The organism is uncultured Catenibacterium sp., from assembly GCF_900540665.1.
In the GTDB taxonomy this organism is placed as follows: domain Bacteria; phylum Bacillota_I; class Bacilli_A; order Erysipelotrichales; family Coprobacillaceae; genus Catenibacterium.
Window position 1 is genome coordinate 1 of sequence record NZ_UQGV01000006.1, and the last position, 23,451, is coordinate 23,451.

General features: G+C 34.7%; 20 protein-coding genes. 4 read left to right on the forward strand and 16 right to left on the reverse strand.

All coding sequences use genetic code 11. From position 1 onward, the window contains the following. Window positions 1-285 precede the first annotated feature (285 nt). The 3 genes from QZQ55_RS01700 to QZQ55_RS01710 all read right to left on the reverse strand — a co-directional run bounded on the left by QZQ55_RS01700 (window position 286) and on the right by QZQ55_RS01710 (window position 3,375). Window positions 286-1,497 (reverse strand): ATP-binding protein, encoded by a 1,212-nt coding sequence (locus QZQ55_RS01700; protein ID WP_295089120.1) that lies wholly within the window; start codon window positions 1,495-1,497, stop codon window positions 286-288. A gap of 130 nt (window positions 1,498-1,627) precedes the next feature. Beyond that, window positions 1,628-2,293 carry a phosphatase PAP2 family protein gene (locus tag QZQ55_RS01705; RefSeq protein WP_295089122.1) on the reverse strand — a complete coding sequence of 222 codons (666 nt, stop codon included), beginning with the start codon at window positions 2,291-2,293 and terminating at the stop codon, window positions 1,628-1,630. 74 nt (window positions 2,294-2,367) lie between these two features. After that, a complete protein-coding gene (locus QZQ55_RS01710) occupies window positions 2,368-3,375 on the reverse strand; it encodes a glycosyltransferase family 2 protein (protein WP_295089125.1) in 1,008 nt (335 codons plus the stop codon). 132 nt (window positions 3,376-3,507) lie between these two features. On the opposite strand from QZQ55_RS01710, the gene QZQ55_RS01715 reads away from it, so the two are divergent. Continuing rightward, entirely contained in the window at window positions 3,508-4,617 is a 1,110-nt protein-coding gene (locus QZQ55_RS01715; RefSeq protein ID WP_295089128.1) for a hypothetical protein, read from the forward strand. Window positions 4,618-4,678: 61 nt separating this feature from the next. On the opposite strand, the gene QZQ55_RS01720 is transcribed toward QZQ55_RS01715, so the two are convergent. The 3 genes from QZQ55_RS01720 to QZQ55_RS01730 form a co-directional block, all read right to left on the reverse strand. After that, window positions 4,679-5,002 (reverse strand): PadR family transcriptional regulator, encoded by a 324-nt coding sequence (locus tag QZQ55_RS01720; protein WP_295089131.1) that lies wholly within the window; start codon window positions 5,000-5,002, stop codon window positions 4,679-4,681. Window positions 5,003-5,155: 153 nt separating this feature from the next. Beyond that, on the reverse strand, window positions 5,156-6,049 hold the full coding sequence (locus tag QZQ55_RS01725) for an exonuclease domain-containing protein (protein ID WP_295089133.1): 894 nt from the start codon (window positions 6,047-6,049) through the stop codon (window positions 5,156-5,158). Beyond that, a complete protein-coding gene (locus tag QZQ55_RS01730) occupies window positions 6,046-6,636 on the reverse strand; it encodes a ribonuclease H family protein (RefSeq protein ID WP_295089136.1) in 591 nt (196 codons plus the stop codon). The genes QZQ55_RS01725 and QZQ55_RS01730 overlap by 4 nt, the downstream gene beginning before the upstream one ends. A 117-nt stretch (window positions 6,637-6,753) precedes the next feature. Between QZQ55_RS01730 and pepT the strand changes: the two genes are divergently transcribed. Both pepT and QZQ55_RS01740 read left to right on the forward strand, forming a co-directional pair. Beyond that, window positions 6,754-7,968 carry a peptidase T gene (gene pepT, locus QZQ55_RS01735; protein WP_295089139.1) on the forward strand — a complete coding sequence of 405 codons (1,215 nt, stop codon included), beginning with the start codon at window positions 6,754-6,756 and terminating at the stop codon, window positions 7,966-7,968. A 1-nt stretch (window position 7,969) separates the two neighbouring features. After that, a complete protein-coding gene (locus tag QZQ55_RS01740) occupies window positions 7,970-8,875 on the forward strand; it encodes a diacylglycerol kinase family protein (protein WP_295089143.1) in 906 nt (301 codons plus the stop codon). Between the two features lie 109 nt (window positions 8,876-8,984). Here QZQ55_RS01740 and QZQ55_RS01745 read toward each other — a convergent pair whose 3' ends face one another. Continuing rightward, window positions 8,985-10,175: a transposase gene (locus QZQ55_RS01745; RefSeq protein WP_295089145.1), complete on the reverse strand. Its 1,191-nt coding sequence runs from the start codon at window positions 10,173-10,175 to the stop codon at window positions 8,985-8,987. 168 nt (window positions 10,176-10,343) lie between these two features. Here QZQ55_RS01745 and QZQ55_RS01750 point away from each other — a divergent pair, with 168 nt between their 5' ends. Further along, entirely contained in the window at window positions 10,344-10,775 is a 432-nt protein-coding gene (locus tag QZQ55_RS01750; protein WP_295089147.1) for a hypothetical protein, read from the forward strand. Here QZQ55_RS01750 and QZQ55_RS01755 read toward each other — a convergent pair. The 9 genes from QZQ55_RS01755 to pyk all read right to left on the reverse strand — a co-directional run bounded on the left by QZQ55_RS01755 (window position 10,764) and on the right by pyk (window position 23,410). Next, on the reverse strand, window positions 10,764-11,813 hold the full coding sequence (locus tag QZQ55_RS01755) for a molybdopterin-binding protein (protein WP_295089150.1): 1,050 nt from the start codon (window positions 11,811-11,813) through the stop codon (window positions 10,764-10,766). The genes QZQ55_RS01750 and QZQ55_RS01755 overlap by 12 nt on opposite strands. Further along, the gene (locus QZQ55_RS01760) at window positions 11,810-12,289 is read right to left on the reverse strand and encodes a GNAT family N-acetyltransferase (RefSeq protein ID WP_295089153.1); all 480 of its coding nucleotides are present in this window, start codon (window positions 12,287-12,289) and stop codon (window positions 11,810-11,812) included. Before QZQ55_RS01760 ends, QZQ55_RS01755 begins: the two co-directional genes overlap by 4 nt. A 76-nt stretch (window positions 12,290-12,365) precedes the next feature. Continuing rightward, on the reverse strand, window positions 12,366-14,201 hold the full coding sequence (locus QZQ55_RS01765; protein ID WP_295089155.1) for an ABC transporter ATP-binding protein: 1,836 nt from the start codon (window positions 14,199-14,201) through the stop codon (window positions 12,366-12,368). Next, the gene (locus tag QZQ55_RS01770) at window positions 14,194-16,899 is read right to left on the reverse strand and encodes an ATP-binding cassette domain-containing protein (protein ID WP_295089157.1); all 2,706 of its coding nucleotides are present in this window, start codon (window positions 16,897-16,899) and stop codon (window positions 14,194-14,196) included. The genes QZQ55_RS01765 and QZQ55_RS01770 overlap by 8 nt, the downstream gene beginning before the upstream one ends. Further along, window positions 16,892-17,338 (reverse strand): MarR family winged helix-turn-helix transcriptional regulator, encoded by a 447-nt coding sequence (locus QZQ55_RS01775; protein ID WP_295089159.1) that lies wholly within the window; start codon window positions 17,336-17,338, stop codon window positions 16,892-16,894. The genes QZQ55_RS01770 and QZQ55_RS01775 overlap by 8 nt, the downstream gene beginning before the upstream one ends. 93 nt (window positions 17,339-17,431) lie before the next feature. Beyond that, window positions 17,432-18,670, reverse strand: coding sequence for a glutamate-5-semialdehyde dehydrogenase (locus tag QZQ55_RS01780; RefSeq protein WP_295089162.1), 1,239 nt, complete (start codon window positions 18,668-18,670; stop codon window positions 17,432-17,434). Further along, window positions 18,670-19,794: a glutamate 5-kinase gene (gene proB, locus QZQ55_RS01785; protein ID WP_295089165.1), complete on the reverse strand. Its 1,125-nt coding sequence runs from the start codon at window positions 19,792-19,794 to the stop codon at window positions 18,670-18,672. The genes QZQ55_RS01780 and proB overlap by 1 nt, the downstream gene beginning before the upstream one ends. Before the next feature lie 120 nt (window positions 19,795-19,914). Then, window positions 19,915-21,672: a threonine--tRNA ligase gene (gene thrS, locus QZQ55_RS01790; RefSeq protein ID WP_295089168.1), complete on the reverse strand. Its 1,758-nt coding sequence runs from the start codon at window positions 21,670-21,672 to the stop codon at window positions 19,915-19,917. Between the two features lie 307 nt (window positions 21,673-21,979). Beyond that, window positions 21,980-23,410 (reverse strand): pyruvate kinase, encoded by a 1,431-nt coding sequence (pyk, locus tag QZQ55_RS01795; protein WP_295089171.1) that lies wholly within the window; start codon window positions 23,408-23,410, stop codon window positions 21,980-21,982. Window positions 23,411-23,451 lie beyond the last annotated feature (41 nt).

Consider the following 23,451-nt stretch of genomic DNA (forward strand, 5'->3'; position numbering starts at 1 on the left):
TAATTTTCACTAACCTGTGGTTTGTGGGTATTCAAAAAAGTATTTTATTGAATTTTATAGTTTGAATAGTTATAAACTTAAATCGTACAAGTATTTCATATATTTGAAATGTTACAAATGTGCGAGTATATGAATAATTTTTTTGTGTTTAGAGTGGATGAGATGACATACAAATGTCATCTCATCCACTTTTTTTAATTATTTTAATGATATTAAAATTCGTTCTCCCCCTATTTGTCTTAAATTTTGACATTAATAATGAAAAAGTGGTTTCTCGACTCATTTCTAATACTCTTTACTTAATAAAAAATCCACTATGTTCATTGTTTTTATTCCTTCATAGTTACCACCCGCAAAATTATCTGCCATCACAACATACTTAGGATAATTATCTCTGATTTCTAAAAGCTGTTCATATTCCCTTTTCTGTGTTTTTTCAGACTTTATTTCCTGTGTTACCTGAACATAGATTTTTTCATTTTGTTTTGCTGCAACAAAATCAATCTCTTTATCTTTTATCTTACCAATATAAACATCATAGCCTCTTCTTTTAAGTTCTAGATATACAATATTTTCTAAAGATGCTGCGACACTATCTACAGTATAACCTAATACAGAATAACGCAAAGAAACATCTGCAAGATAGAATTTCTCCTGTGTTTTTAATATATTTTTTCCTTGAAGATCATATCGAGAACACTTATGAAGAATATAGGCTTTCTGTAATTTCTCTAAATAACTATAAACTGTTTCATTATCAATTTTTCTCTGTTCTGATTTGAAATAATTAGAAATTGATTTTGCGGAAAATGTGTTTCCAATATTATTAAACGTATATTTTACAACTCTTTCTAGCTGATCTATCTTCTTGACTTGGTTTCTACGTACAATATCAGAAAAAATAGTTGAATTATAAATGTCCTTCACAATCGTATAAACTTCATCCTGGGAATAATCCTGTAAATGAGTTGCAGGGAATCCACCCAATCGTACGTATTGGCTAAATTCTTGTTTCAAATCCTTAAGAGTCGTATAGCTTTTCTTGAACATAAGATATTCTTCAAATGACAAAGTATAAATATGAAAAGTAATATATCTTCCCGTTAGATATGTGGATATCTCCGAAGACATCATTCTTGAATTTGAACCTGTAATATAGATGTCTACATCAAAGTCTGAGGCAAGAGTATTCACTACTTTCTCCCATCCTTCAATTTCTTGTATCTCGTCTAAGAATAAGTATGTCTTTTTTGATTGTAGTATTTTCGATTTTAATTCTAGATACAATTCTTTTGTAGTCATATCTTCATATTCCATAGAATCAAAACGATAATTAAGAATCTGTTCATCGTCCACATTCTTTTCTTCTTTGATTTTTTTAATAATCATCTTCAGAATTGTTGATTTTCCACAACGTCGAACTCCAGTCAATATTTTTACAAATGGAGTATCTACAAAAGGCATGATTTTATCTAAATATAATGGTCTTTCTATCATACAATCACCTCTTTCATACTTATTTTATCGCAACACTATCACTTTCACAATGGTTTTGCGGTTTTAAATCGCAATACTTTATCATTTTATGAATTGTTGCGATTTAAAAGGTGTCATCTTACTGACACCTTTAGCCTTTATTAGGAAACTTTGAATATACAAATTGACGTAAACGTGGATGTTCTCTCTTATAAATGAGCTGATAAAGCACATATGCAATTATACTTGCTGCTACAGCATCCATACATGAATGCTGTTTGATGAACATTGTAGACAAGGTAATAAGTACTGCTGAGACAATCGCAAATATATGCATTGGTTTATTATCTTTGAATTTCTTTGATTCAATTAATGCAATGGCACATCCTATTGAGTTGAAGACATGAATACTTGGAAATACATTGGTTGGCTTATCCGCCCCATAAATAAATCTTAACCAGAATTGGTCAAAGGCATTCCCTGTAAGTACTTCTGGACGATGACAGAATGTTGTTGGGAAGATTGTGAATATGATCAGTGAAATAGTCATACCACAGGCTAAAAATGAAAAGCCACGGTAGAATTCATCTGCATCATAGAAAAACAAGAATAACAAAGTTCCTGCAACAAATAAAAACCAATAGATATAAGGAATAATAAATGCTGGTACGAATGGTATGATACGGTCCAATCCTACATACATATCAAAGAAATGACTAATATCTCTTTGTTGTAAGCCAAAGTACCAAGGCATATAAAATACAAAATAGACAAGAACCCATGCATGTTCATGAGTCTTTATGAATTTCTTAATCATTTAATCACCCAAATTTTATTCTATCGATTCAGTAGGTAATAGTCAACATAAAAAAAACAGTGATAGAATCACTGTTAATTGAAACCAAATAGTTTCTGTGCAAGTTTATATCCACCAACGATTAGTTTACGTCCTAGCGGATCATTTAATTGCATAGCAAGACCTAATGCAGTCTTCTTTACTTCCTTATAAACGGCAGGCTTTGTATCCTTCATATAAGCCCATAAATCATTACGTTTCTGTAGGTTTTCTTCTGTACCACTCTTTACGCAGAGTACTGTAGTTACTGTAGTAATCATAGAAAGATACTTGATTAGGTATTTTCTCATCTTACGTGATTTAAGCTTATCAATATCGATTGCATCAATCATACGTTTATTCACTCTGATCTGCTGATCAATACGTCCAATCATGACTGTTTCATTCACTGATTGATCTTCACGACCAATGAAATAGTGATATAAATCAACATTTAGATAATACATAGTCTGAATGAATGGAATTGGTTCATACACAAATAGGTTATCTACATAGAATGTATGTTTAGGAAGCACAAGACCACTTGCACGTAATACTTCTGTACGATAGATAATTGAATGCATTAATAGGTTCTGTGATGGATAGAAATATTTCACATCATACCATCTGAAAATCTTATTTTCAGGTAATGCATTTGTATAGCGAATAGGCTTCTGTGAATTCTTTGATGGTTTATCATAGACATAGTTACAGATCATCATATCGACATCATTACCAAGTTTCTTTAATGTCTGAATCACTTTAACTAAAGATGCTTCATCAAACCAATCATCACTGTCTAATACTTTAAAGAATCGTCCTGTTGCATTCTTTAAACCAGTATTAACTGCTTCACCATGTCCACCATTTTCCTGATGTATACATCTGATTGTTGCAGGATATTCTTCCTCTAATAAGTCCCCTATTTCTCCTGTCTTATCCTTAGAACCATCATCAATGATTAAGATTTCAATATCATTTTCACATATTAATAATGGTTCAATAGCATGTCTCATATAATCCTGTGAATTATAACAAGGCACTGCAACTGTAAGAGTTTTCATATTTATACCTCCATATAGATTTATTTTACCATAAATCACCTTGATATGGCTATAATTTATCAACTATCGCTTGTGTTTATATCTAGAATTAATGTAATATATATTGTATACGTAAGGAGTTGAGGTAAACAAATGAATAGAGACGTAACATATAAGGATAGTTTACTATTTCATATTAGTACAATGAAAATCCTTTGTCCTGTATTTGGTATTATCATGTTAGTTCTTGGCTTTATAGAAGCAAAAGACGGTTATTATGTGATTACAGGGCTTGGTGTCATCGGACTTCTACTTATGATTTATATCACTTTAAAGGTGAATAAGAAGAAGACTTTCTCTTATATGATGACTGAAAATGATATTACTTTTAAAGAAGGTAATAACGAAAAGAAATATGCTTATGAAGACATTACTAAACTAGTAGATGATGGTAAGACACTCACTATTTATTCTAAAGAAGGAGTGATCGCACAGCTTTCTTCATTAGAATTTGAAGTGGCTGATTTAGCTGAATTAGTTGAAGAATGTACTGATCATAAGATCCCTTATGAAGATATTGAAGGTACAAAAGAAGCACCTAGTCGTATGCCTTCTGTATCAGTTACTAAACCAGTGATGCTTGTTTTAACACTTATCCAGTTAGTGTCATTAGTAGCTGGTATGATTGGTGCGTTTGATTCTCTTGTTGTGGGTGGATTAATTTCTATCGTTATCCCAGTACTTGCAGGTATTTACTATTTAGGTCTAACTGCTGAAGGAAATCAGCCAGCAATCAAAGAATTGTATGGATTGTTCTTCTGTAACTTTATTATCCCTACTATTACAGGATGGTTAGTTCTATTTACTAAATATGCAATGGAAAATACAAGACCTCTTATTTATGCAGCAATTATTGTATTCTTAATTATCTTTGTATTCTATCGCTGGATTGGTGAAAAAGCAGGATTATCTAGAGATGCATTATTTACATGTTTCTTAGTGATCTTCATTCCTCTCGCATTATGCTGGATCAATGATCCTCTTGCAAAAGTAACTGCGACTGAGGAATGCATCATCACTAAAACAGAATACTATACAACTAAGTTTTCACAGGTCTATCATTTCAATGTGAAAACAGGTAAAAAGAAATATACTTATCGTGCTACCGCAAAAGAATTCAACCAGTATAAGAAAGGTGATACAATCACTATTGTTACTAAAACTGGACCTTTCGCCATCAGCTATAAAGAAATCAAGAAATAGGCATCTGCCTATTTCTTTTTTTATGCAAAAAAAATAGAGTTCCTTCATAGGAAACTCTATTTTAATCTTTGTGAATAAATGAATTGATACAATCCACTAATTCGTCAAATTCCACAATAATCTTATCTAAATATTCCTTTCCGGCTGGTTCTAGGTGGTAATACACTCTAGCTTTATTGTGGTAGATGACTGTGTCGCTTGAAATATAGCCGTTTTCAATGAGTTTGTAGATAATAGGATACATTGTACCATTCTTTGGTTCAATGCGACCCTTAGATTTTTCTGCAATCTCTTTAGTTAGTTCGTACGCATATTGATCTTTTTCTTTCAATAAGCTTAAAATCATTAAATCGAGTTTAAATAAATAGTTTGAAGTCTTTGCCATAATTAATCACCTATAATAAGACTATCAAAAATTAGAAGCGTTTTCAATATATTTTGGTAATAAAATGACGCATTTTTGCACCAAACTGTATTTTTTTATTGTTTTTCAATAAAAAAGTGAACATTTTAAATAATAGTAGGTAAGAAAAAGAACTCACTTAAGAGTTCTTTTTCTTACCATATCAATATATTGGTCTTCATGAAGGATTCTGATATCCTGACCTTGTCTTGATAAAGTGATGGCTTTTTTAATCTTCTTATTACCTTTTTGATATCTTGTCTGCTGGTAGTCCTTTTTACCAATAACAAGATATTTTGTCTGAGTTGTTACATGGAATGATGGTGTCATACCATCCTGTTCTACGAATGATTCTATTTCTTGTTTTGTATGGGCAAGTTTACCTGTAAATGCAACTGTTTCTTTCTGAATGCCCATCTTCACTTCCTGTACCTTATCACTTGATACAAGAGGTTCAATAAATGAACTTGTCATACGTCCTAAAGGTACATTTTCTTTCTCATGAAGTTCCTTAAGACTTGTATAGTGATGTTCATCCATCATCTTCTTTAATAGTTCTGCACAAGCCAATGAATCAGCCAATGCATTATGCGCATTCTCTAGATCAACAGAATAATAGTCACACAGAGAACCTAAACCATACTTCTGTAATTCAGGATGAAATAGCTTTGCAAGAACTAATGTACATGATAAATAACAGTTAGGCTTTCTTATACGGAATCTTCTAAAGACGGCTAGTAAGTGATTGAGATCTGATTGGATATCATGAGATATCACAATACTATTTTCAAAATACTTACTGATCTTAGGCCATATTTCTGGGAATGTAGGTTCTTTCTTTAAATCCTGTGGTCTTATTTTATGAACCTTATAACGATAAGGATCAAAAGTCAGTTTAGGAGGTCTAATAAGTGAATAGAATGTTTCCTTCACTTTCATATCTTCTAGCACAACTATACCTATAGAGCAGACACTTACAGGATCATTATTCAATTCTTCAATATCAAAGATTGTTATTTTTTCACTCATTCAATTCCCACTGCTTTCTTAGCAAGCTGATCTGCCTGTTCATTATAGAAATCACCTGTATGAGCTTCTACCTTCATAAATACTATTGGCAGCTTCTGACGATACTCAGTCATTTTACTAGCATAATACTGTGTCAGCTTCTTATTGGCTTTCCATTCTCCAATAGCCCATTTTTCAATACCCATATAATCATAACAAATCACAATACCATCATATTCAGGATGTTCTACTGCATACTTTACTGCAGCTAAAGCCCCAAATATTTCTCCTGCAACATTACGACTCGATAAGCATTCCTCATTATCTCCATGTCCATAAAGACGTTTGATAACCTGCTGTCCATCAATTAAAACAGCACCATAGCCATACACTTTCTTTTTCGCATTAAAAGAACCATCTACATAAGCAATTAATCCATGTTCCATTTTAGGCATTTCCTTCTTATCAGAAATGAACTCTTCTGCTTCAGTGCGTGATGTAAAGGACTTATAAGACGCATTCTTAAAGCCATGAATCTGCTTCTGGCATTCTGCCCATGAGTTATAGATACCTGGTTCTCTTCCGTTTTTTACGGCATAATATTTCATTTTTATCACCTACCCCATAATAATGAAAACAATAGGGCTTGTCTAGTTAATTATGCAAGTTCACAAAAACAATTTACTATGTTAAAATGAAAGAAATAAACAAAGTGAGGTTATTTTATGTTGATTGAAAAGAGATTTTTGAAATATGTGAGTTTTGATACACAATCTGATGAAAATTCTACAACATCTCCTTCTACAGAAAAACAATTTGATTTGGCTGATTTCTTGAGTGAAGAAATGCAGATTCTTGGTGTAGATGAAGTAGAAAGAACGGATCAGGGAATTGTATACGGTAAGATTTATAGTAATACAGATGAGCCTATGAAGGCTATTGGATTTATTGCACATATGGATACTTCTCCAGATGCAAGTGGACATGATATTCATCCACGTATTATTCGTTCTTATCCAGGAGGGCGTATTATTCTTAACGAAGAAAAGAAGATGTATTTAGATCCAGAAACAAATCCTGAATTAAAAGGACTTGTTGGTGATGATTTAATTACAACTGATGGAACTACACTTCTTGGTGCTGATGATAAAGCAGGTGTGGCTATTATCATGAGCATGGTAGAATATATCTGCCAGAATAGAGACTTTAAGCATGGGGATATCTGTATTGCCTTCACTCCTGATGAAGAAGTAGGTAGAGGTACTGAAAACTTTGATGTCAAGAGGTTTGGTGCTGATTATGCTTATACAGTAGATGGTGGTAGAATCGATGAATTCAGTTTTGAAAACTTCAATGCGTATAAGGCTGATGTCACTATTACTGGTAAGAGTTATCATCCAGGTGATTCTAAAGGTAAGATGGTAAATGCTCTTACTTTAGGTCGTCAGTTTGATACAATGCTTGGTGATAATAAGCGTCCTGAAGCAACTGAACATAAAGAAGGTTTCTATCATCTTCATCATATGGAAGGTGATGTTTCTACAACTAAGATGACTTATATACTAAGAGATCATGATATGGATAATATGCATAATATGATTCATACAATGCAGTTAGCTGCTTCTTATTTAAATCAGGTTAATCATGGTCATTATATTGATATTGACTTTACTTTACAGTATAAGAATATGATTGAAGTCATTAATAAAACACCTGATATTGTATATAAGGTAAAACAGGCAATGATTAATATAGGACTTGAGCCTATTGCTTCTCCTATTAGAGGTGGTACTGATGGGGCTAATTTAAGCTTTATGGGACTTCCTTGTCCTAACTTAGGAACTGGTGGATATAACTATCATGGTCCTTATGAATTCTGTAGTATTAATTCTATGAAAAAGGGTGTTAAGTTACTTCTTGAATTGATTAAGGAGGCATAATATGAAGTGTTTGTTTATTATTAATCCTTCTAGTGGTACACATGCATTCCAGAAGTCTATTGACCAGTTTATTGGTCAGTTAATACTTCATACTAACGTGAATACGATTGATACTTACTTTACTAGAGGGAAAAATGATGGATTAGAACGTGCTGCAAGATTAACAAGAAATGAATATGACTTTATTGTAGCCGTAGGTGGAGATGGTACTGTCAATGAAATCATTACAGGACTTATTAAGAGTGAATCTAGGATTCCTCTTGCAATCTTAGCAGCAGGTACTGTCAATGACTTTGCGACTTATCTAAATCTTCCTAATACTCCAGAAGCATTCCGAGATATGATTGCCCGTTTCAAGACAAAGAAGATTGATGCAGGTTATGTAGATAATCATTGTTTTGCGAATGTATTAAGTGGTGGTATGTTTAGTGATATTGGATTCCTTGTCACTAAAGATGAAAAGAAGAAGTTTGGTCCTCTTGCCTACTATATCAATGGATTAAAGATGTTACCTGAACAGTTAGGATTATCACTTCATCTTAAAATAAAAGCAGATGAAATAGAGTTTGAAGAAGATGCTGCATTATTCATGATTACGAATAGTTCTCATGTTGGAGGATTTCCAGGAGTGACTCCATATGCTTCTACAAGTGATGGTAAGTTAGATCTTATTATTATCAAAAAAGGTAATGTAGCTGAACTACTTAATGTCTTTATGGATTATAAGCGTAATCTTCATCCTCAAAACCCAATGATACGTTATGTCCAGGCAAAGGATATTACAATCAGCTGTGATGAGGATATAGTCTATGATATCGATGGTGAAAAGGGACAGAGTTTCCCTGTTCATGTTGAATGTTTAAGACATGCTTTTTCACTTATCATTCCAGATCAGGATGAAAAGTGAACCACTCCGACTTAATATTTTATTAAGTCGGAGTTTTTTTAGATGCTTGCGCATCCATTTAAGAAGTATGATATTTAAGTTTCCACCTATTGCTAGGCAATCCTTATTCTTATTGCGTGTCCACTTCGCCTCTACTGTATAGGATGTTTACATCCACAACGCTACTTTTACGCATGATATTTAATGCACCATTTACATCTGCATTCAGAACTTGTCCACTGGCTGTTCTATACTGTCCACGATGTATTCTCTTTCCACTGAAATGATATTCTTCAGTATTATCACTCTTATAGACTGGTATGACATCCTTATCCCAGAAGCTTGCCTTTGAGGTGTAAGATTCCTCCTGCATTACAAGTATGATGCCATTCAGTTCACAGAGATATTCTAGCTTGTCTCTCAGCAATCCAAATGGAATATTGACGAAGGTCTGATTGTTTCTTTTGCCTATGTTGGAATCCTTCTGAAATGTTTCATTATAGCCCACAACAAGAGTTCCAATATCATGATCGATACAGTAATCAATCACCTTGCGTGCAGTCTTGTTCATGTAGTCATTTATTCTATTGTTACGCCTGCGTGCTATTGCTTTCTGTCTATTGGTTGGCTTCTTTCCAAAATGCTGCTTATCCTTGATGGACTTCAATCTTCTTCCATCGATGATGAATGTTTCACCTTTACTTGATACTCCAGTGACAAGATTATTGATACCAAGATCTAATGCCAGTGCATTTGTTGTATTGAGATTCCTTTGAATGCATTCAGCTTCATAGATATACTGAATTTCAAAGAACCTGGCATCTGCCTTTGATATGATACGTATTTCCTTCACTTTCTTATCAAGCAGCACAGGTGGTATCGTTATTTCAACAGGCTTATGTGTCTTTTTAAAACTATTTGAATATGGAAGTACGAGCTTATTCCCTTTAAGTCTTACAAATCCAATGACAAGTGTAGTATATCCATCACTAGGAAGATAGCGTGGAAGTCTGCAGTCCTTAAGTGCATGCTTTCCCTGCTTTGCCTTTTTAAGAAGACCGAAGAATGATTTAAATGAGCCATCTACAACCTTGAGTATCTGCTGTGCCATATTGGAATTAAACGTTCTATAGTTATCAGACGACTTCAGAAGTGCATAGTTCTTCTCATAATTGAGATACTTGCCTTCTGCAAAGTAGTGCTGTCTGATGTTGTAGATTGCCTGATTAGTAAGATTCTTTGCAATATGACATAATTCCTTGATGGAACGATAGTCTTCCTTGGACAGATGCTTCACCTGCTGCTTGACTGTAAGATACATATATTTAGCCTCCTTTCTGTAGATTTAGGAAAAGAAGTTTCCTATATGTATTATACTATTTCTTACTCCAAATTTCTCTATCAGATGCATTAACGGCATTCATCCCCCACCTATATTCTATATTGAGGTGGGGGTTTCTGCTGTTTTTTAGATAAACACTTTCCTCATTTGAAAAATAAAGATGAATTAATTAAGCAGGCTGAAGATATTGGTTATGCGCAGACTGAAGAAATTCTTAAAGATATTCCATTTTCTACTTATGATGAAATCCTATTTGTATCAAAAAGTATTGGTACTGCCATTAGTGCACGTTTTAATGAAGAACATCATGTGAATGCATATTCTATTTATTTCACACCACTTGTTGCGACTTTCAAGTATAGTTTAAATGGTATTGCCTTCCATGGTACAAATGATCCATGGGCCAAAACGAATCTCATTCAATGTGCATGTGACGAAGCACATATTCCACTTATTCTCTATCGTGATGCAAATCACTCATTAGAGTGTGGAGATGTGCTTGTTGATATTTCTAATCTTCATGACATCTTTCTTCATGTCATAGAAGCGATTCAAACAGTTTATCCGCTACATGGGTAAACCCTTTTTTAAATAACGATAAAGATAAAGCTGTAATTTGCTTGTCAAACGATTCATTGAAAGATGATAATCCTTCAACATCCCATCTGTAAATCCTTTATCGTTATTCACATGGATAGTGACCTGATCACCTAAAGAGACATGCTCCACCTTAGAATAAATAACTAAGTCAGCATCTTCTTTTACATAAGGCTTAAACCATGTGGGGACATCTATATCACCTATGAATTGAATAGGGACCATAATGTCTTTGAGAGCTTTTTCTATAGAACCTCCTGGAATCAGATAGCCGTTTAATAGTGTTTCTATCTCATTCCTCATTGGTGTCATATGTTGATAAGCTTCTTCTTTTGTTTTGGCTTTATTTGCAATGCGTACTCTCACATATCCTTCTCCTGCATACATTGCAAGAGTGACATCTGTTTGTTTATATTGGGGTTCTGTCAATTTTTCATCAATCATACTTTCCCCAATACCCATTACAAGATAATCTTCTGTATAGATCTGTTCCTGACGATATTGTTCTAGATAAGGTTTTAAGGAATGTTCTACAACATAATTGAATTCCTTAGGTGGGCCAGGAAGGTTGATGATCATCTTCCCGTCACTACTCATCACACAGCCATTGGCTGTACCTACATCATTCTCTAATATATAGGCATTTTCTGGGAAATAAGCCTGTTTGAAGTTATTGTCAGAAACAACATCTAGACCTGTCACAAAGCGACATTTTGCATCTACCTTACTGGCTTCTTCTTCGTTATAGACAAGTTCTAATCCTAGATATTCTGCTGAAAGTTCCTTAGTCAAATCATCCTGCGTTGGGCCAAGTCCTGCAGTAGTGATGACACAATCAGCCCCTCTTTTAAACGCAATATCGAGACATTCTAATAAACGTTCTGGGTTATCACCGACTGTCGTCTGATGATAAATATCAAATCCTAATTCCTTACACATCTTAAAGAGTACCGGAGCTTCTGTGTTGGTGATTTCACCAAGAAGAAGTTCAGTCCCTACATTAATCACTTCTACATTCATATCTCCAGATACATATCATTCCATTTTGCTTCTCCATGAGTAGAAGAAGAAACACCAAGATGCTTATAGCCAAAACTTGCATAAAAGCCAATCAAGTGATCTTTACATGTGAGGAAGATTCCTTTTTTATTTCGCTCCTTCGCAAGAGTGATATAGCCATTCATAAGCATATGCGCCAAGCCTTGATGTTGATAATCAGGATGTACATCTAAACCAAAGACGGTCATATAATCACCACTAGGATCATGTAATGAGGCATCTTCATAGAATGCATCTGGTAAACCTTTAATATTCGATGTATTCCCATTAATAAAGCCAATAACATCTTTGTCTTCTAATACAAGAAAGTTCTCTGAGAAGGCATTAAAGCGTTCTTTAAATTGCTCATAAGTCGCTGCTTCAGCTTTAGGAAAACAAAGAGACTCTATATGAGAGATAGCTTCTATATCACCTATAGCTGCTTTTCTTAATATCATGACATGCTCCTCCTTTCAAAATATTTTTTGTATCTTATACAAAAAAGACTTGATAGTCAAGAGACTATCAAGCTTTTTACTGTCCATTTTCAAATTGTGAACGATAAAGTGTTGCATAGAAACCATTTTCTTTAAGTAATCCTTCATGATTACCGATTTCTACAATATCACCATCACGCATAACGATGATTGTATCAGCATCTCTAATAGTAGAAAGACGATGCGCAATAACGAATGATGTTCTATTCTTCATTAATTCATCCATACCTTTTTGAATAAGAACTTCTGTTCTTGTATCCACTGAAGATGTGGCTTCATCAAGAATAAGAATCTTAGGATCCTTTAAGAAGGCACGCGCAATAGTCAATAACTGCTTCTGACCCGCACTGATATTTGAAGATTCTTCGTTGATCATAGTGTTATAGCCATCAGATAGTGTATGAATGAAGTGGTCAACATGCGCACTCTGACATGCTTTCTTAACTTCTTCATCAGTTGCGTCTAATCGACCATATTTCAAGTTATCCATGATAGTACCATTAAATAACCATGTATCCTGTAGTACCATACCAAATAATGAACGAAGATCACTACGTTTCATCTTTGTGATATCTTCACCATCAATCATGATAGTACCACCATTGAGTTCATAGAAACGCATTAATAGTTTAATAATAGTTGTTTTACCTGCACCAGTAGGACCAACAATGGCCACCTTCTGACCTGCATGAACATGGAGTGAGAAATCATTGATGATGATCTTATCTGGATTATATCCAAAGTGTACATCTGCAAAAGTAACAGCACCCTTCATATTCTGTACTTCTTCAGTTGAAAGAGTTGCTGAGTCTTCTGTAAGTTCTTCTTCCTCTAAGAATTCAAAGACACGTTCCGCCGCTGCACCAGTACTCTGTAATAAGTTAGCAGCCTGAGCAATCTGAGAGATTGGCTGGTTGAACTGTCTAACATACTGGATAAATGCCTGGATATCACCAATAGTAATTGTTTTAGAACCTGCTAGAATACCACCGATAATACAAACACCTACATAACCGATATTACCGATAAAATTACTGATAGGCATCATGAGTGATCCAAAGAATTGTGATTTCCATGCAGATGTATAAAGTGATTCATTGTATTTTTCAAACTGCTCTACAGACTTTTCTTCACCATTGAACGCTTTGACTACCTGATGTCCACCATACATTTCTTCAATATGACCATTGACATCACCAAGTGAGTTCTGCTGCTGAGTGAAGTATTTCTGTGAATGCTTCATGACTAAACGCATTAAGATCATTGAAACAGGTAATACAACAACTGCGATTAGAGTCATCTGCCAGCTGATTGTAAGCATCATAATAAAGACACCAACAAGAGTGACTACGTTAGAAATAAGTGTAGATAAAGACTGGTTAAGTGACTGAGCGATTGTATCAATATCGTTAGTTACACGAGAAAGAATATCACCACTTGTATGCTTATCAAAATAAGAAAGTGGTAAACGGTTCATTTTTTCAGATATATCTTTTCTAAGGGAGAAGGCTGCATCCTGTGATACACCAGAGATGATCCAGCTCATAATATAACTGAATAATGAGCTTGCTGCATATAACACAACAAGAATCAATAAGATCTTAACGATATAATCAAAATCAATACCACCAGTATTGGCTACTTTAGCCATAATACCTTCTGATAATTTATCTGTTGCTTTCGCAAGAATTTTAGGACCTACAATATTAAAGATAGTAGAACATATCGCAAATATCATAACTAAACCAATCTTGAAATGATATGGTTTTAAGTATGCAAGTAACTTCTTTAATGTACCACCTAAATCTTTAGCTTTTTCATTATTACCACGGCCTCTGCCCATACCCATTGGAGAGCGACGATTTTTATTCATTGTCTAATTCCTCCTTTGATAACTGAGATAAGGCGATTTCTTGATAGACAGAACATGTTTTCATTAATTCTTCATGTGTGCCTTTTCCTACAATCTTACCTTCATCAAGTACGATGATCTGATCAGCATGCATGATAGATGCAATACGCTGTCCAACGATTAAGACAGTATTATGAGTCTTGGCAGTCATTTCTCCTAGACGTTTTCTAAGTGTTGCATCAGTCTTGAAGTCAAGTGCTGAGAAGCTGTCATCAAAGATAAGAATTTCAGGATTTTTCGCAAGTGCTCTTGCAATTGCGAGACGCTGTTTCTGTCCACCTGATACGTTTGTACCACCCTGAGAAATAGGTTCTTTAACACCTAATGGTTTTGTTTCAATGAATTCTTTTGCCTGTGCAACATCAATCACTTCAGCAAGTTCTTCATCAGATAAATCAGGAGCACCATATTTAATATTTGATTCTATTGTACCTGAGAATAATAATCCCTTTTGAGGTACGACACCAATACGGTCTCTTAAATCATGCATAGAAACATGTCTTACATCCACACCATCTACTGTGACTTCACCTTCAGTTACATCGTAAAAACGAGGAATAAGGTTAATAAGCGTTGATTTACCTGAACCTGTTGATCCAATAAAGGCTGTTGTTTCACCAGGACGGGCTGTAAAGTCAATATCAGTCAAGACTGGTTCATCAGCACCAGGATACTTAAATGATACATGTTTGAATTCTATTAAACCTTTCTTGTTTTCATCAAAAGAAGTGCTCTGTTCTGGATTTTCAATTGTAGGTTCAGTATTTAATACTTCAGCTACACGGTTTGCGGCAACACTTGCACGAGGTAACATAACTGCAATCATTGCGACCATTAAGAAACTCATAACGATAATCATGGCATACTGTAAGAAGGCCATCATTTCACCAATCGCAATATGACCTAAATCAACCTGCTTTGCTCCAAAGTAGATAATGAGTAAAGTCATCCCCTGCATGATAAACATCATGATAGGCATTAATGAGACCATCACTCTATTAACAAATAAGTTTGTATGTGTTAAGTCCTTATTTGCCTGATCAAAACGTTTTTCAGATTCTTCTTCATTTCCAAAAGCACGAATAACAAGAATACCTGATAGGTTTTCTCTCATGGCTAAGTTCAATTTATCAATTAATTGCTGGATAATCTTGAATTTAGGCATTGCGATAGAGAAAGTGACACCTAATACTCCAAAGATGATAATAACAACTAGGAAGATCATCCATGTCATGGATGGTGAGTTCTTGACAGCTTTCATAATACCACCAATACCATTGATTGGAGCAAGCATACACATTCTTACAATCATCACAAGAACCATCTGGATCTGAACGATATCGTTTGTACTGCGAGTAATTAAAGAAGCTGTAGAGAACTTATTGAATTCAGTATTAGAGAAGCTTTCAACCTTCTTAAATACAGCTAAACGTAAGTCTCTTGCGACTGCTGCACCAAGTCTAGATGCTAAGAATGCAACACAGATAGAAGCCACAGCACCAAGTAAGGCAATAGCTAACATCTGAATACCTTTATGGGCAATATACTGGTTCTGTACTTTATTGACATCAGCACCAAGCTTCTTATATTCCGCTTTGACACCTTCACCAGCTGCAATCTTCATTGTAGATTCACCCATAGTCTTCATCTGCTTATCGACGCTTTCAAACATCTTATTACGTTCATCTTCACCCATTGAAGCAATGAAATAATAAATATCTCCATTGTTTAAATGCGTTTCCATAGCATCAATCTGTGCTTTTGCATCATCTAGTTTTTTCTTAGATTCATCTAATTGAGGTTTTGCAGAAGCTACTTTTTCTTTAGCCTGATCAAGCTGTTTTTTGATTGTTGAAGACTGGCTCTTCATTTGTGCAATCTGACCTGCTGAAGCATTGAGTTTTTCATAACCAGCAACTGCCTGAGAAATACCAGCTAATTGAGCCTGAAGCTTTGTTTTTGCATCACCTTCAGGCAATGCATTATATTGTGCTGTTAAAGTGTTCTGCATTTCTTTGGCTTTATCATATGAACCAAACTGAGTGTTTAGTGCGTTTAATGCACTATCATATTGCTTAATAGCAGTCTGCATCTGTTCATACTGCTTCACACCCTGATTGTATTTAGCCATGCCAGCATTATACTGTTCTAAACCTTTATTATAGCCATCTAAGCCTTTTTGATAGCCTTCCTTAGCAGAATTAATAGCTGAATCAATCTTTGTTTCAAATGACTTATACTGCTTTGTACCAGGTTTCATTTTATTCATAGAATAAACAATCAACATCGGCTTAGTTAATGCTTTATTGAGTTTTTCTTCATCTACATCTTTCTTTAAGATGTATAAAGTCTGATTCTTTGCTTTTTTGAATGTCTTATAATAAGACTTGTCCACATCCTTTGCAGGAGTTTTCTTATACGCATTTTCTAATACTTTTTGATCTTTTGAAGAGACAAATAATAATAAATGATTATATGTCTCTTCACTTAATACAGGAGACACAGCTGAATCGAAACCTCCTGCCTGAATACCGCTAGATACGATATCAGACATATAATCAGGAAGTGTTAATTCAGTATAGGCCTGTCCAAATATACAAACGATGGCTAATACAAATAATAACCAATATTTTTTAAAATATTTCTTTAGTTTAAGCATCGTTTCCCTCCTTTAATTCTTCTTCCATATTCTTAATAATCATATCAATCATATGTAATACGGCATCATGATCTTCTTTTGTGAGTCCTCTGCTGCATACTTCTTCCATATGCCTCATCTTATCCTTACAGGTTTCTAAATACTCTTCACCCAATTTACTTAAACGCACTGTAGAATGACGTTTATCTTGAGGATTCTGTTCACGAATAATATAGCCTGCTTCTTCTAGACGCTTGATTCTTACTGAAAGTGTTGCATCAGAGATATGAAGATATTGTGCCACTTCTTTTTGAGAATGACCATGTTCTTTAATCACAAATAACAAGCGTGATTGATCACCTGTTAAAGGCATATCCTTAAAGTTACGCATCATATACTTTCCTACTACTTTTCTAAGTACTGCGACCTTATCTATCATCACTTTGACATTCTCTTGCATGTCCGTTGTACACCTCCTTACTATTAGTTAGTATGCTAAACATTATAGTCAGGGTGCTAACTATTGTCAATAAAAAAAGAGTAGTATTTTTTACTACTCTCTAATCTGGCCATTTCCTTCAATTTTGTATTGGTAAGAACACATTTCTTTTAAACCAAGTGGACCTCTGGCATGAAGTTTCTGTGTACTGATACCAAGTTCTGCGCCAAAACCGAATTCTCCACCATCTGAGAATCTTGTAGAAGCATTGTGATAAACACACGCACTATCTAAGCTATTCATAAATAATACAGCTGTTTCATTATTTTCAGTAATAATGGATTCTGAATGTTTTGTAGAATATGTATAAATATGATTGATTGCTTCTTCTACTGAGTCAACAACTCTAACATTCACAATGTAGTCATCATATTCTGTTGCATAACTGTCATCTGTGACATGTTCACAGTGAATGATCTGACATGTTTCATCATCCCCTTTGATTTCTACTTTTTCAAAGGCTTTTTTAAGTTCAGGTAAGAACTTGTCTGCAACATCCTTATGTACAAGTATTGTTTCTATCGCATTACATACTGAAGGTCTCTGAATCTTTGCATTCACTGCAATAGTCAATGCTTTATTAAGGTCTGCATCCTTATCAACATAAAGATGGCAGATACCAGCCCCTGTTTCAATAACTGGTACTGTTGCATTCTTAACAACGAACTGAATGAGTCCAGCACCACCTCTAGGTACAATAACATCTACATATTCATTGGCATGGATGAGTTCTCCTACAATGGCGTGATCTAATTCTGTGATCAGTTCAATCGCCCCTTCTGGTAAGATGTCTTTAGTGGCATCTTTCATAATTTCCACTAATTTCTTATTTGTATGAATGGCTTCTTTACCACCTCTTAAAACACAGGCATTGCCTGATTTTAAGCAAAGAGAGGCAATATCTACAGTGACATTAGGACGGGCTTCATAGATAATTCCAAAGACGCCAATAGGCACTCTCACTTTAGAAATTTCTAGACCATTTGGTCTTGTCCAGGATTCTATCACTTCACCAATAGGATCAGGTAATGTGGCCACTTTCTTGACTCCATCACTCACTCCTACAATACGTTCATGAGTAAATAAAAGTCTATCCTGCATAGCCTTGGTCATATTGACTTCCTTAGCATGTGCCATATCTTTTTTATTAGCTTCTAATATTTCTTCACTATGTGCAATTAATGCGTCGGCAATTTTATCTAATGCCTGATTCTTTGTGCAAGTTGGCATATTCTTTAAAAGACGTGCAGCTGCTTTTGCACGCTTTAATTGTGTTTCTAATAATGTATTCATTATCTTTCCTCCAATACAACCATGTTATTCGCATGTACTACTTCATCATAGTCATGACGATGTAATATTTCGTCTATTTCAGAAGACTGGTGTCCTTTAATCAGTCTGATTTCATCACTGGCATAATTGACTACACCCTTCGCAATTGTATTTAACTCTTCGTCCTTGATATCAACAACCTGTCCTTCTAAGAATCTACCTTCTACATCTTTAATACCTGTAGGTAAAAGACTGACATGTTTATCAACAATCGCTTTTCTACATCCTGCATCAACTATAATTGTTCCTCTAGGTTTTGTACGATAGGCAATCCAATGTCTTCTTGCATTCATATTTGTGCCAGAAGCCCCATTGAACCAAGTTCCTTCATTATCTAAAGCATTTAATATGCTGTTTTCTTTCTGTCCATTCACAATACACATATGACTACCTAATGCATTGACCATTTGAGCCGCTTTTAGTTTAGTCGCCATACCACCTGTACCTAGACTACTGACTGCATCTCCTGCATAGCTCAAAATTGTATCATCAATCTTATCTACATAGTGGATAAGCACAGCATCTTTATCAGTATGAGGATTACCTGTATAAAGACCATCAATATCACTGACTAAAATCAATAATTGTGCTTCAACTAGAGGAACAATAAGAGAAGCCAATGTATCATTGTCTCCTACCTTGATTTCATCTACTGCCAAAGCATCATTTTCATTAATAATAGGAACAACACCATAATTGAGTAATGCGTTGACTGTATGGTTTAAGTTCATTAAACGATGACGATCATCAAAGTCATCATGGTTTAATAAAATCTGAGAACATTTCATATTAAAGACCTGGAATATTTCTTCATAGATTTCCATTAGTCTTGCCTGCCCAATCGCAGCTAAAGCCTGTTTTTCCGGTAGTGTTTTCGGTTTACTGTCTAGTCCTAATGCGCCCATACCTGCTGCAATAGCTCCTGAAGAGACTAAAACAACGATATAACCTTCTCTTTTAAGTTTGGCAATCTGCCATGTTAACATCAATATTTTTTCTTTATTGATTTTTCCATCTTTGTCACAAAGTGAACTAGAGCCTACCTTGATGACAATTTTCTTTACTTCTTCTATTCTACGTTTCATCGAAAACACCCCTTTATTGTTTAGTCTATTATAGGGGGTAAAACACTTTAAAAGCAAACAAAACATACTGATTTTTGTCTTTTTACAAAAAAAGACTCCCAGCAAAGGGAGTCAGATGTATTAGTGGCTTAAAGTTTTGTTTTCTACTTCTTTATTTAATAATTCTACGAATTCTTCAAAAGTGACTGTAGTCTGTTTCTTTTCACCATGTTTACGATAAGTCACAGTACCATTATCTCTTTCGTTATCACCAAGTACTAACTGATAAGGGATCTTCTTTAGCTGTGCTTCTCTGATACGATAACCAAGCTTTTCATCTCTATTATCGTTATTTACTCTGAAGTGTGCTTTTCTTAACTTAGCAACAACTTCTTTTGCGTATTCATCATGGTATTCAAGTTTAACTGGAATAACCTGAACCTGAGTAGGTGCTAACCATAGAGGAAGATTACCTTTTGTTTCTTCTAGTAAGAAGGCAACGAAACGATCTAATGAACCAAGGATTGCTCTATGAATAACAACAGGTCTTACCTTATCACCATTTTCATCAACATAAGTTAATTCAAATCTTTCTGGTAACTGGTAGTCTAACTGGATAGTAGATAAAGTAACATCATGTCCTAATGCACTCTTTACCTGTACGTCAAGTTTAGGACCATAGAATGCTGCTTCGCCTTCTGCTTCATAGAATTCTACATTCATTTCTTTTAATACTTCACGTAATTCATTTTCACTCTTTTCCCATAATTCATCATTACCGAAATACTTTTCTTTGTTGTTCTTATCTCTTAATGATAAACGGAATGAGTAATCTTTGAAACCAAAGTCCTTATATACATCAAGAATTAAGTGTGCTACATTCTTGAATTCCTGAGCAATCTGGTCTGGACGACAGAAGATATGTGAATCATTCTGTGTGAAGGCTCTTGCACGTTCGATACCAGTTAAAGCACCACTTGCTTCAAAACGGAAATCGTTCGCAATTTCCGCAATTCTAACTGGAAGATCACGATATGAATGTAATGTAGATTTATACATAACCATATGGTGCGGACAGTTCATAGGTCTTAATACATATACTTCATCATCTAATTCCATAGCTGGGAACATATCATCTTTATAATGAGCCCAGTGTCCTGATTTCTTGTATAACTTAACGTTACCAAGAGATGGTGTCATAACATGTTCATAACCTAATTCTAATTCTTTGTTCATGATGTAATCAGATAATAAACGTCTAACAGTAAAACCGTTAGGTAACCACATTGGTAAACCTTTACCTACGATATCAGCAAACATGAAGATACCTAATTCTTTACCAAGTCTTCTGTGATCTCTTTCTTTTGCTTCTTCTAATAACTGAAGATGTGCTTCTAATTCTTCTTTAGTTGGGAAACATACACCATATATTCTCTGAAGAACCTTGTTGTTCTTATCACCTTTCCAGTAAGCACCTGAATGTTTGATTAACTTGAAGTTCTTACATAATTTAACTGTTTCTACATGTGGACCACGACATAAGTCAGTGAAATCACCCTGTGAATAAGTAGTGATTGTACCATCTTCTAAACCATTGATTAAGTCTAGCTTATATTCGTCATCCTTGAATTCTTCTAAAGCATCTTCTTTAGATACTTCATGTCTCACGATTCTCTTACCATCTTTACAGATTTTCTTCATTTCTTTTTCAATCTTAGGTAAGTCATCATCAGAAATAGTCTCATCACCTAAATCGATATCATAATAGAATCCTTCTTCTACTACTGGTCCAACCCAGAATTTAGCCTGTGGGTAAAGATGTTTAACTGCCTGTGCTAATACGTGTGCACATGAATGATTTAAAGTATTTAAATCTTTGTCATTTAAAAAATCGCTCATATTCTCCTCCTATAAATAAAAAGAGACCTCATCAAAGGACGAAGTCTCGTGTTACCACCTTTATTCGTTATGCAATGCATAACCTCTGATCTCTTAACGCGAGTAACGGAATCTCTTTCGAGTTCGGCATCACAGGGAGTACCCTTAAGTAAATATCTTGGAAGTTTCCACCAGTTCTTCCTCTCTAGTAAGTTTTTATCTTAAAGACATATCCTGTTTCATTGCTTGTGACTTTATTGTACACCACTTCAATTAATTGTCAATAAAGAAAAAAGGAATAGGTCACCCTATTCCTAATTATCAAAAATTATTTGATTGTAACGATTTCTAAGTAACTTGTTAAACCAGAAACACCTGGAGTACCACCAGTTACGATTACCTGTTCACCAGCTGAAATTCCGTTTTCCTTAGCGATAACCATTGCAAGATCCATTAAACCTTCTCTTGATTTCATAGATTTGCAAAGTACAGGCTTAACACCCCAGTTAAGAGCTAATTTCTTAACTGTATCATCAGATGGAGTTGGAGCGATGATTGGGCAATGTGGTCTATAACGTGACATACGTTTAGCAGTAGCACCTGTTTCAGTGAATGCGATGATAGCTGAAACGTTGAAGTTAGCAGCGATTTCAGCAACTGACATACAGATAGCTTCTGAAGAGTTAGTGTTATCAGCAGTTCTGATAGCTCTTCTTAAGATTGAAGCATAGTCTAAGTTTTCTTCGATCTTATGAGCAATCTTATTCATAGTTGATACTGCTTCTTCAGGATATTTACCCTGAGCAGATTCACCAGATAACATGATAGCATCAGTACCATCATAGATAGCGTTAGCTACGTCAGATACTTCAGCTCTTGTTGGTCTTGGGTTTTCCTGCATAGATTCAAGCATCTGAGTTGCAGTAATAACGATCTTACCAGCAGCATTACATTTCTTGATGATTGATTTCTGGATTAGAGGTACATCTTCAGCAGGTACTTCTACACCTAAGTCACCACGAGCAACCATGATACCATCAGATACTTCGATGATTTCATCGATGTTTTCAACACCTTCAACACATTCGATCTTTGGTAATACTTTAATATCTGGCTTACCGTTTTCAGCAAGTAATTTCTTAATATCTAATACATCCTGTTTTCTTCTTACGAATGAAGCAGCAATGAAGTTTACATCCTGTTTGCAACCGAAGATTAAGTCGTTCTTATCTTTTTCTGATAAGAATTCAAACTGTAACTTAGTACCTGGAACGTTGATACCACGAGTGTTCTTAACTCTACCATCGTTAGCAGCTACACAGTAGATATCCTGTCCTTCAACGTGGTCAACTAATAATGCAACCTGACCATCATTAACTAAGATATAAGCACCAGGCTTAACATCCTTGTATAATTCCTTATAAGAAATTGTGAAACGATCTGCAGAACCAACAATTTCTTCTGGAGTGATTACTGAAACCTGACCTTTCTTGAATTCAGTGAATCCACCTTCGAAAGCACCAGTACGGATTTCAGGACCTTTAGTATCAAGCATGATAGCTACATCAGAACCAATTTCCTTATTTACTTCTCTTAAAGTATCCATCTTCATACCATGTTCTTCATAGTCACCATGAGAGAAGTTACAACGCATTACGTTCATACCAGCTTTAATAAGCTTCTTTAACATTTCTTTATCCTGTGAAGCAGGACCAATAGTACAAACAATTTTTGTTTTTTTCATTTTTTCTTTAACCATTTTAGACTCCTTAATCAACCAAATAAATTTACACTCCGTTA

Excerpts from the sequence above, each read along its gene's own strand:
- QZQ55_RS01775 (WP_295089159.1), bottom strand. The coding sequence starts at position 17,338 with ATGCAAGAGAATGTCAAAGTGATGATAGATAAGGTCGCAGTACTTAGA.
- thrS (WP_295089168.1), bottom strand. The coding sequence starts at position 21,672 with ATGAGCGATTTTTTAAATGACAAAGATTTAAATACTTTAAATCATTCA.
- QZQ55_RS01710 (WP_295089125.1), bottom strand. The coding sequence starts at position 3,375 with ATGAAAACTCTTACAGTTGCAGTGCCTTGTTATAATTCACAGGATTAT.
- QZQ55_RS01700 (WP_295089120.1), bottom strand. The coding sequence starts at position 1,497 with ATGATAGAAAGACCATTATATTTAGATAAAATCATGCCTTTTGTAGAT.
- QZQ55_RS01740 (WP_295089143.1), top strand. The coding sequence starts at position 7,970 with ATGAAGTGTTTGTTTATTATTAATCCTTCTAGTGGTACACATGCATTC.
- QZQ55_RS01745 (WP_295089145.1), bottom strand. The coding sequence starts at position 10,175 with ATGTATCTTACAGTCAAGCAGCAGGTGAAGCATCTGTCCAAGGAAGAC.
- QZQ55_RS01760 (WP_295089153.1), bottom strand. The coding sequence starts at position 12,289 with ATGATATTAAGAAAAGCAGCTATAGGTGATATAGAAGCTATCTCTCAT.
- QZQ55_RS01780 (WP_295089162.1), bottom strand. The coding sequence starts at position 18,670 with ATGAATACATTATTAGAAACACAATTAAAGCGTGCAAAAGCAGCTGCA.
- QZQ55_RS01765 (WP_295089155.1), bottom strand. The coding sequence starts at position 14,201 with ATGAATAAAAATCGTCGCTCTCCAATGGGTATGGGCAGAGGCCGTGGT.
- pyk (WP_295089171.1), bottom strand. The coding sequence starts at position 23,410 with ATGGTTAAAGAAAAAATGAAAAAAACAAAAATTGTTTGTACTATTGGT.
- QZQ55_RS01730 (WP_295089136.1), bottom strand. The coding sequence starts at position 6,636 with ATGAAATATTATGCCGTAAAAAACGGAAGAGAACCAGGTATCTATAAC.
- QZQ55_RS01705 (WP_295089122.1), bottom strand. The coding sequence starts at position 2,293 with ATGATTAAGAAATTCATAAAGACTCATGAACATGCATGGGTTCTTGTC.
- QZQ55_RS01720 (WP_295089131.1), bottom strand. The coding sequence starts at position 5,002 with ATGGCAAAGACTTCAAACTATTTATTTAAACTCGATTTAATGATTTTA.
- QZQ55_RS01725 (WP_295089133.1), bottom strand. The coding sequence starts at position 6,049 with ATGAGTGAAAAAATAACAATCTTTGATATTGAAGAATTGAATAATGAT.
- QZQ55_RS01715 (WP_295089128.1), top strand. The coding sequence starts at position 3,508 with ATGAATAGAGACGTAACATATAAGGATAGTTTACTATTTCATATTAGT.
- QZQ55_RS01770 (WP_295089157.1), bottom strand. The coding sequence starts at position 16,899 with ATGCTTAAACTAAAGAAATATTTTAAAAAATATTGGTTATTATTTGTA.
- pepT (WP_295089139.1), top strand. The coding sequence starts at position 6,754 with ATGTTGATTGAAAAGAGATTTTTGAAATATGTGAGTTTTGATACACAA.
- proB (WP_295089165.1), bottom strand. The coding sequence starts at position 19,794 with ATGAAACGTAGAATAGAAGAAGTAAAGAAAATTGTCATCAAGGTAGGC.
- QZQ55_RS01755 (WP_295089150.1), bottom strand. The coding sequence starts at position 11,813 with ATGAATGTAGAAGTGATTAATGTAGGGACTGAACTTCTTCTTGGTGAA.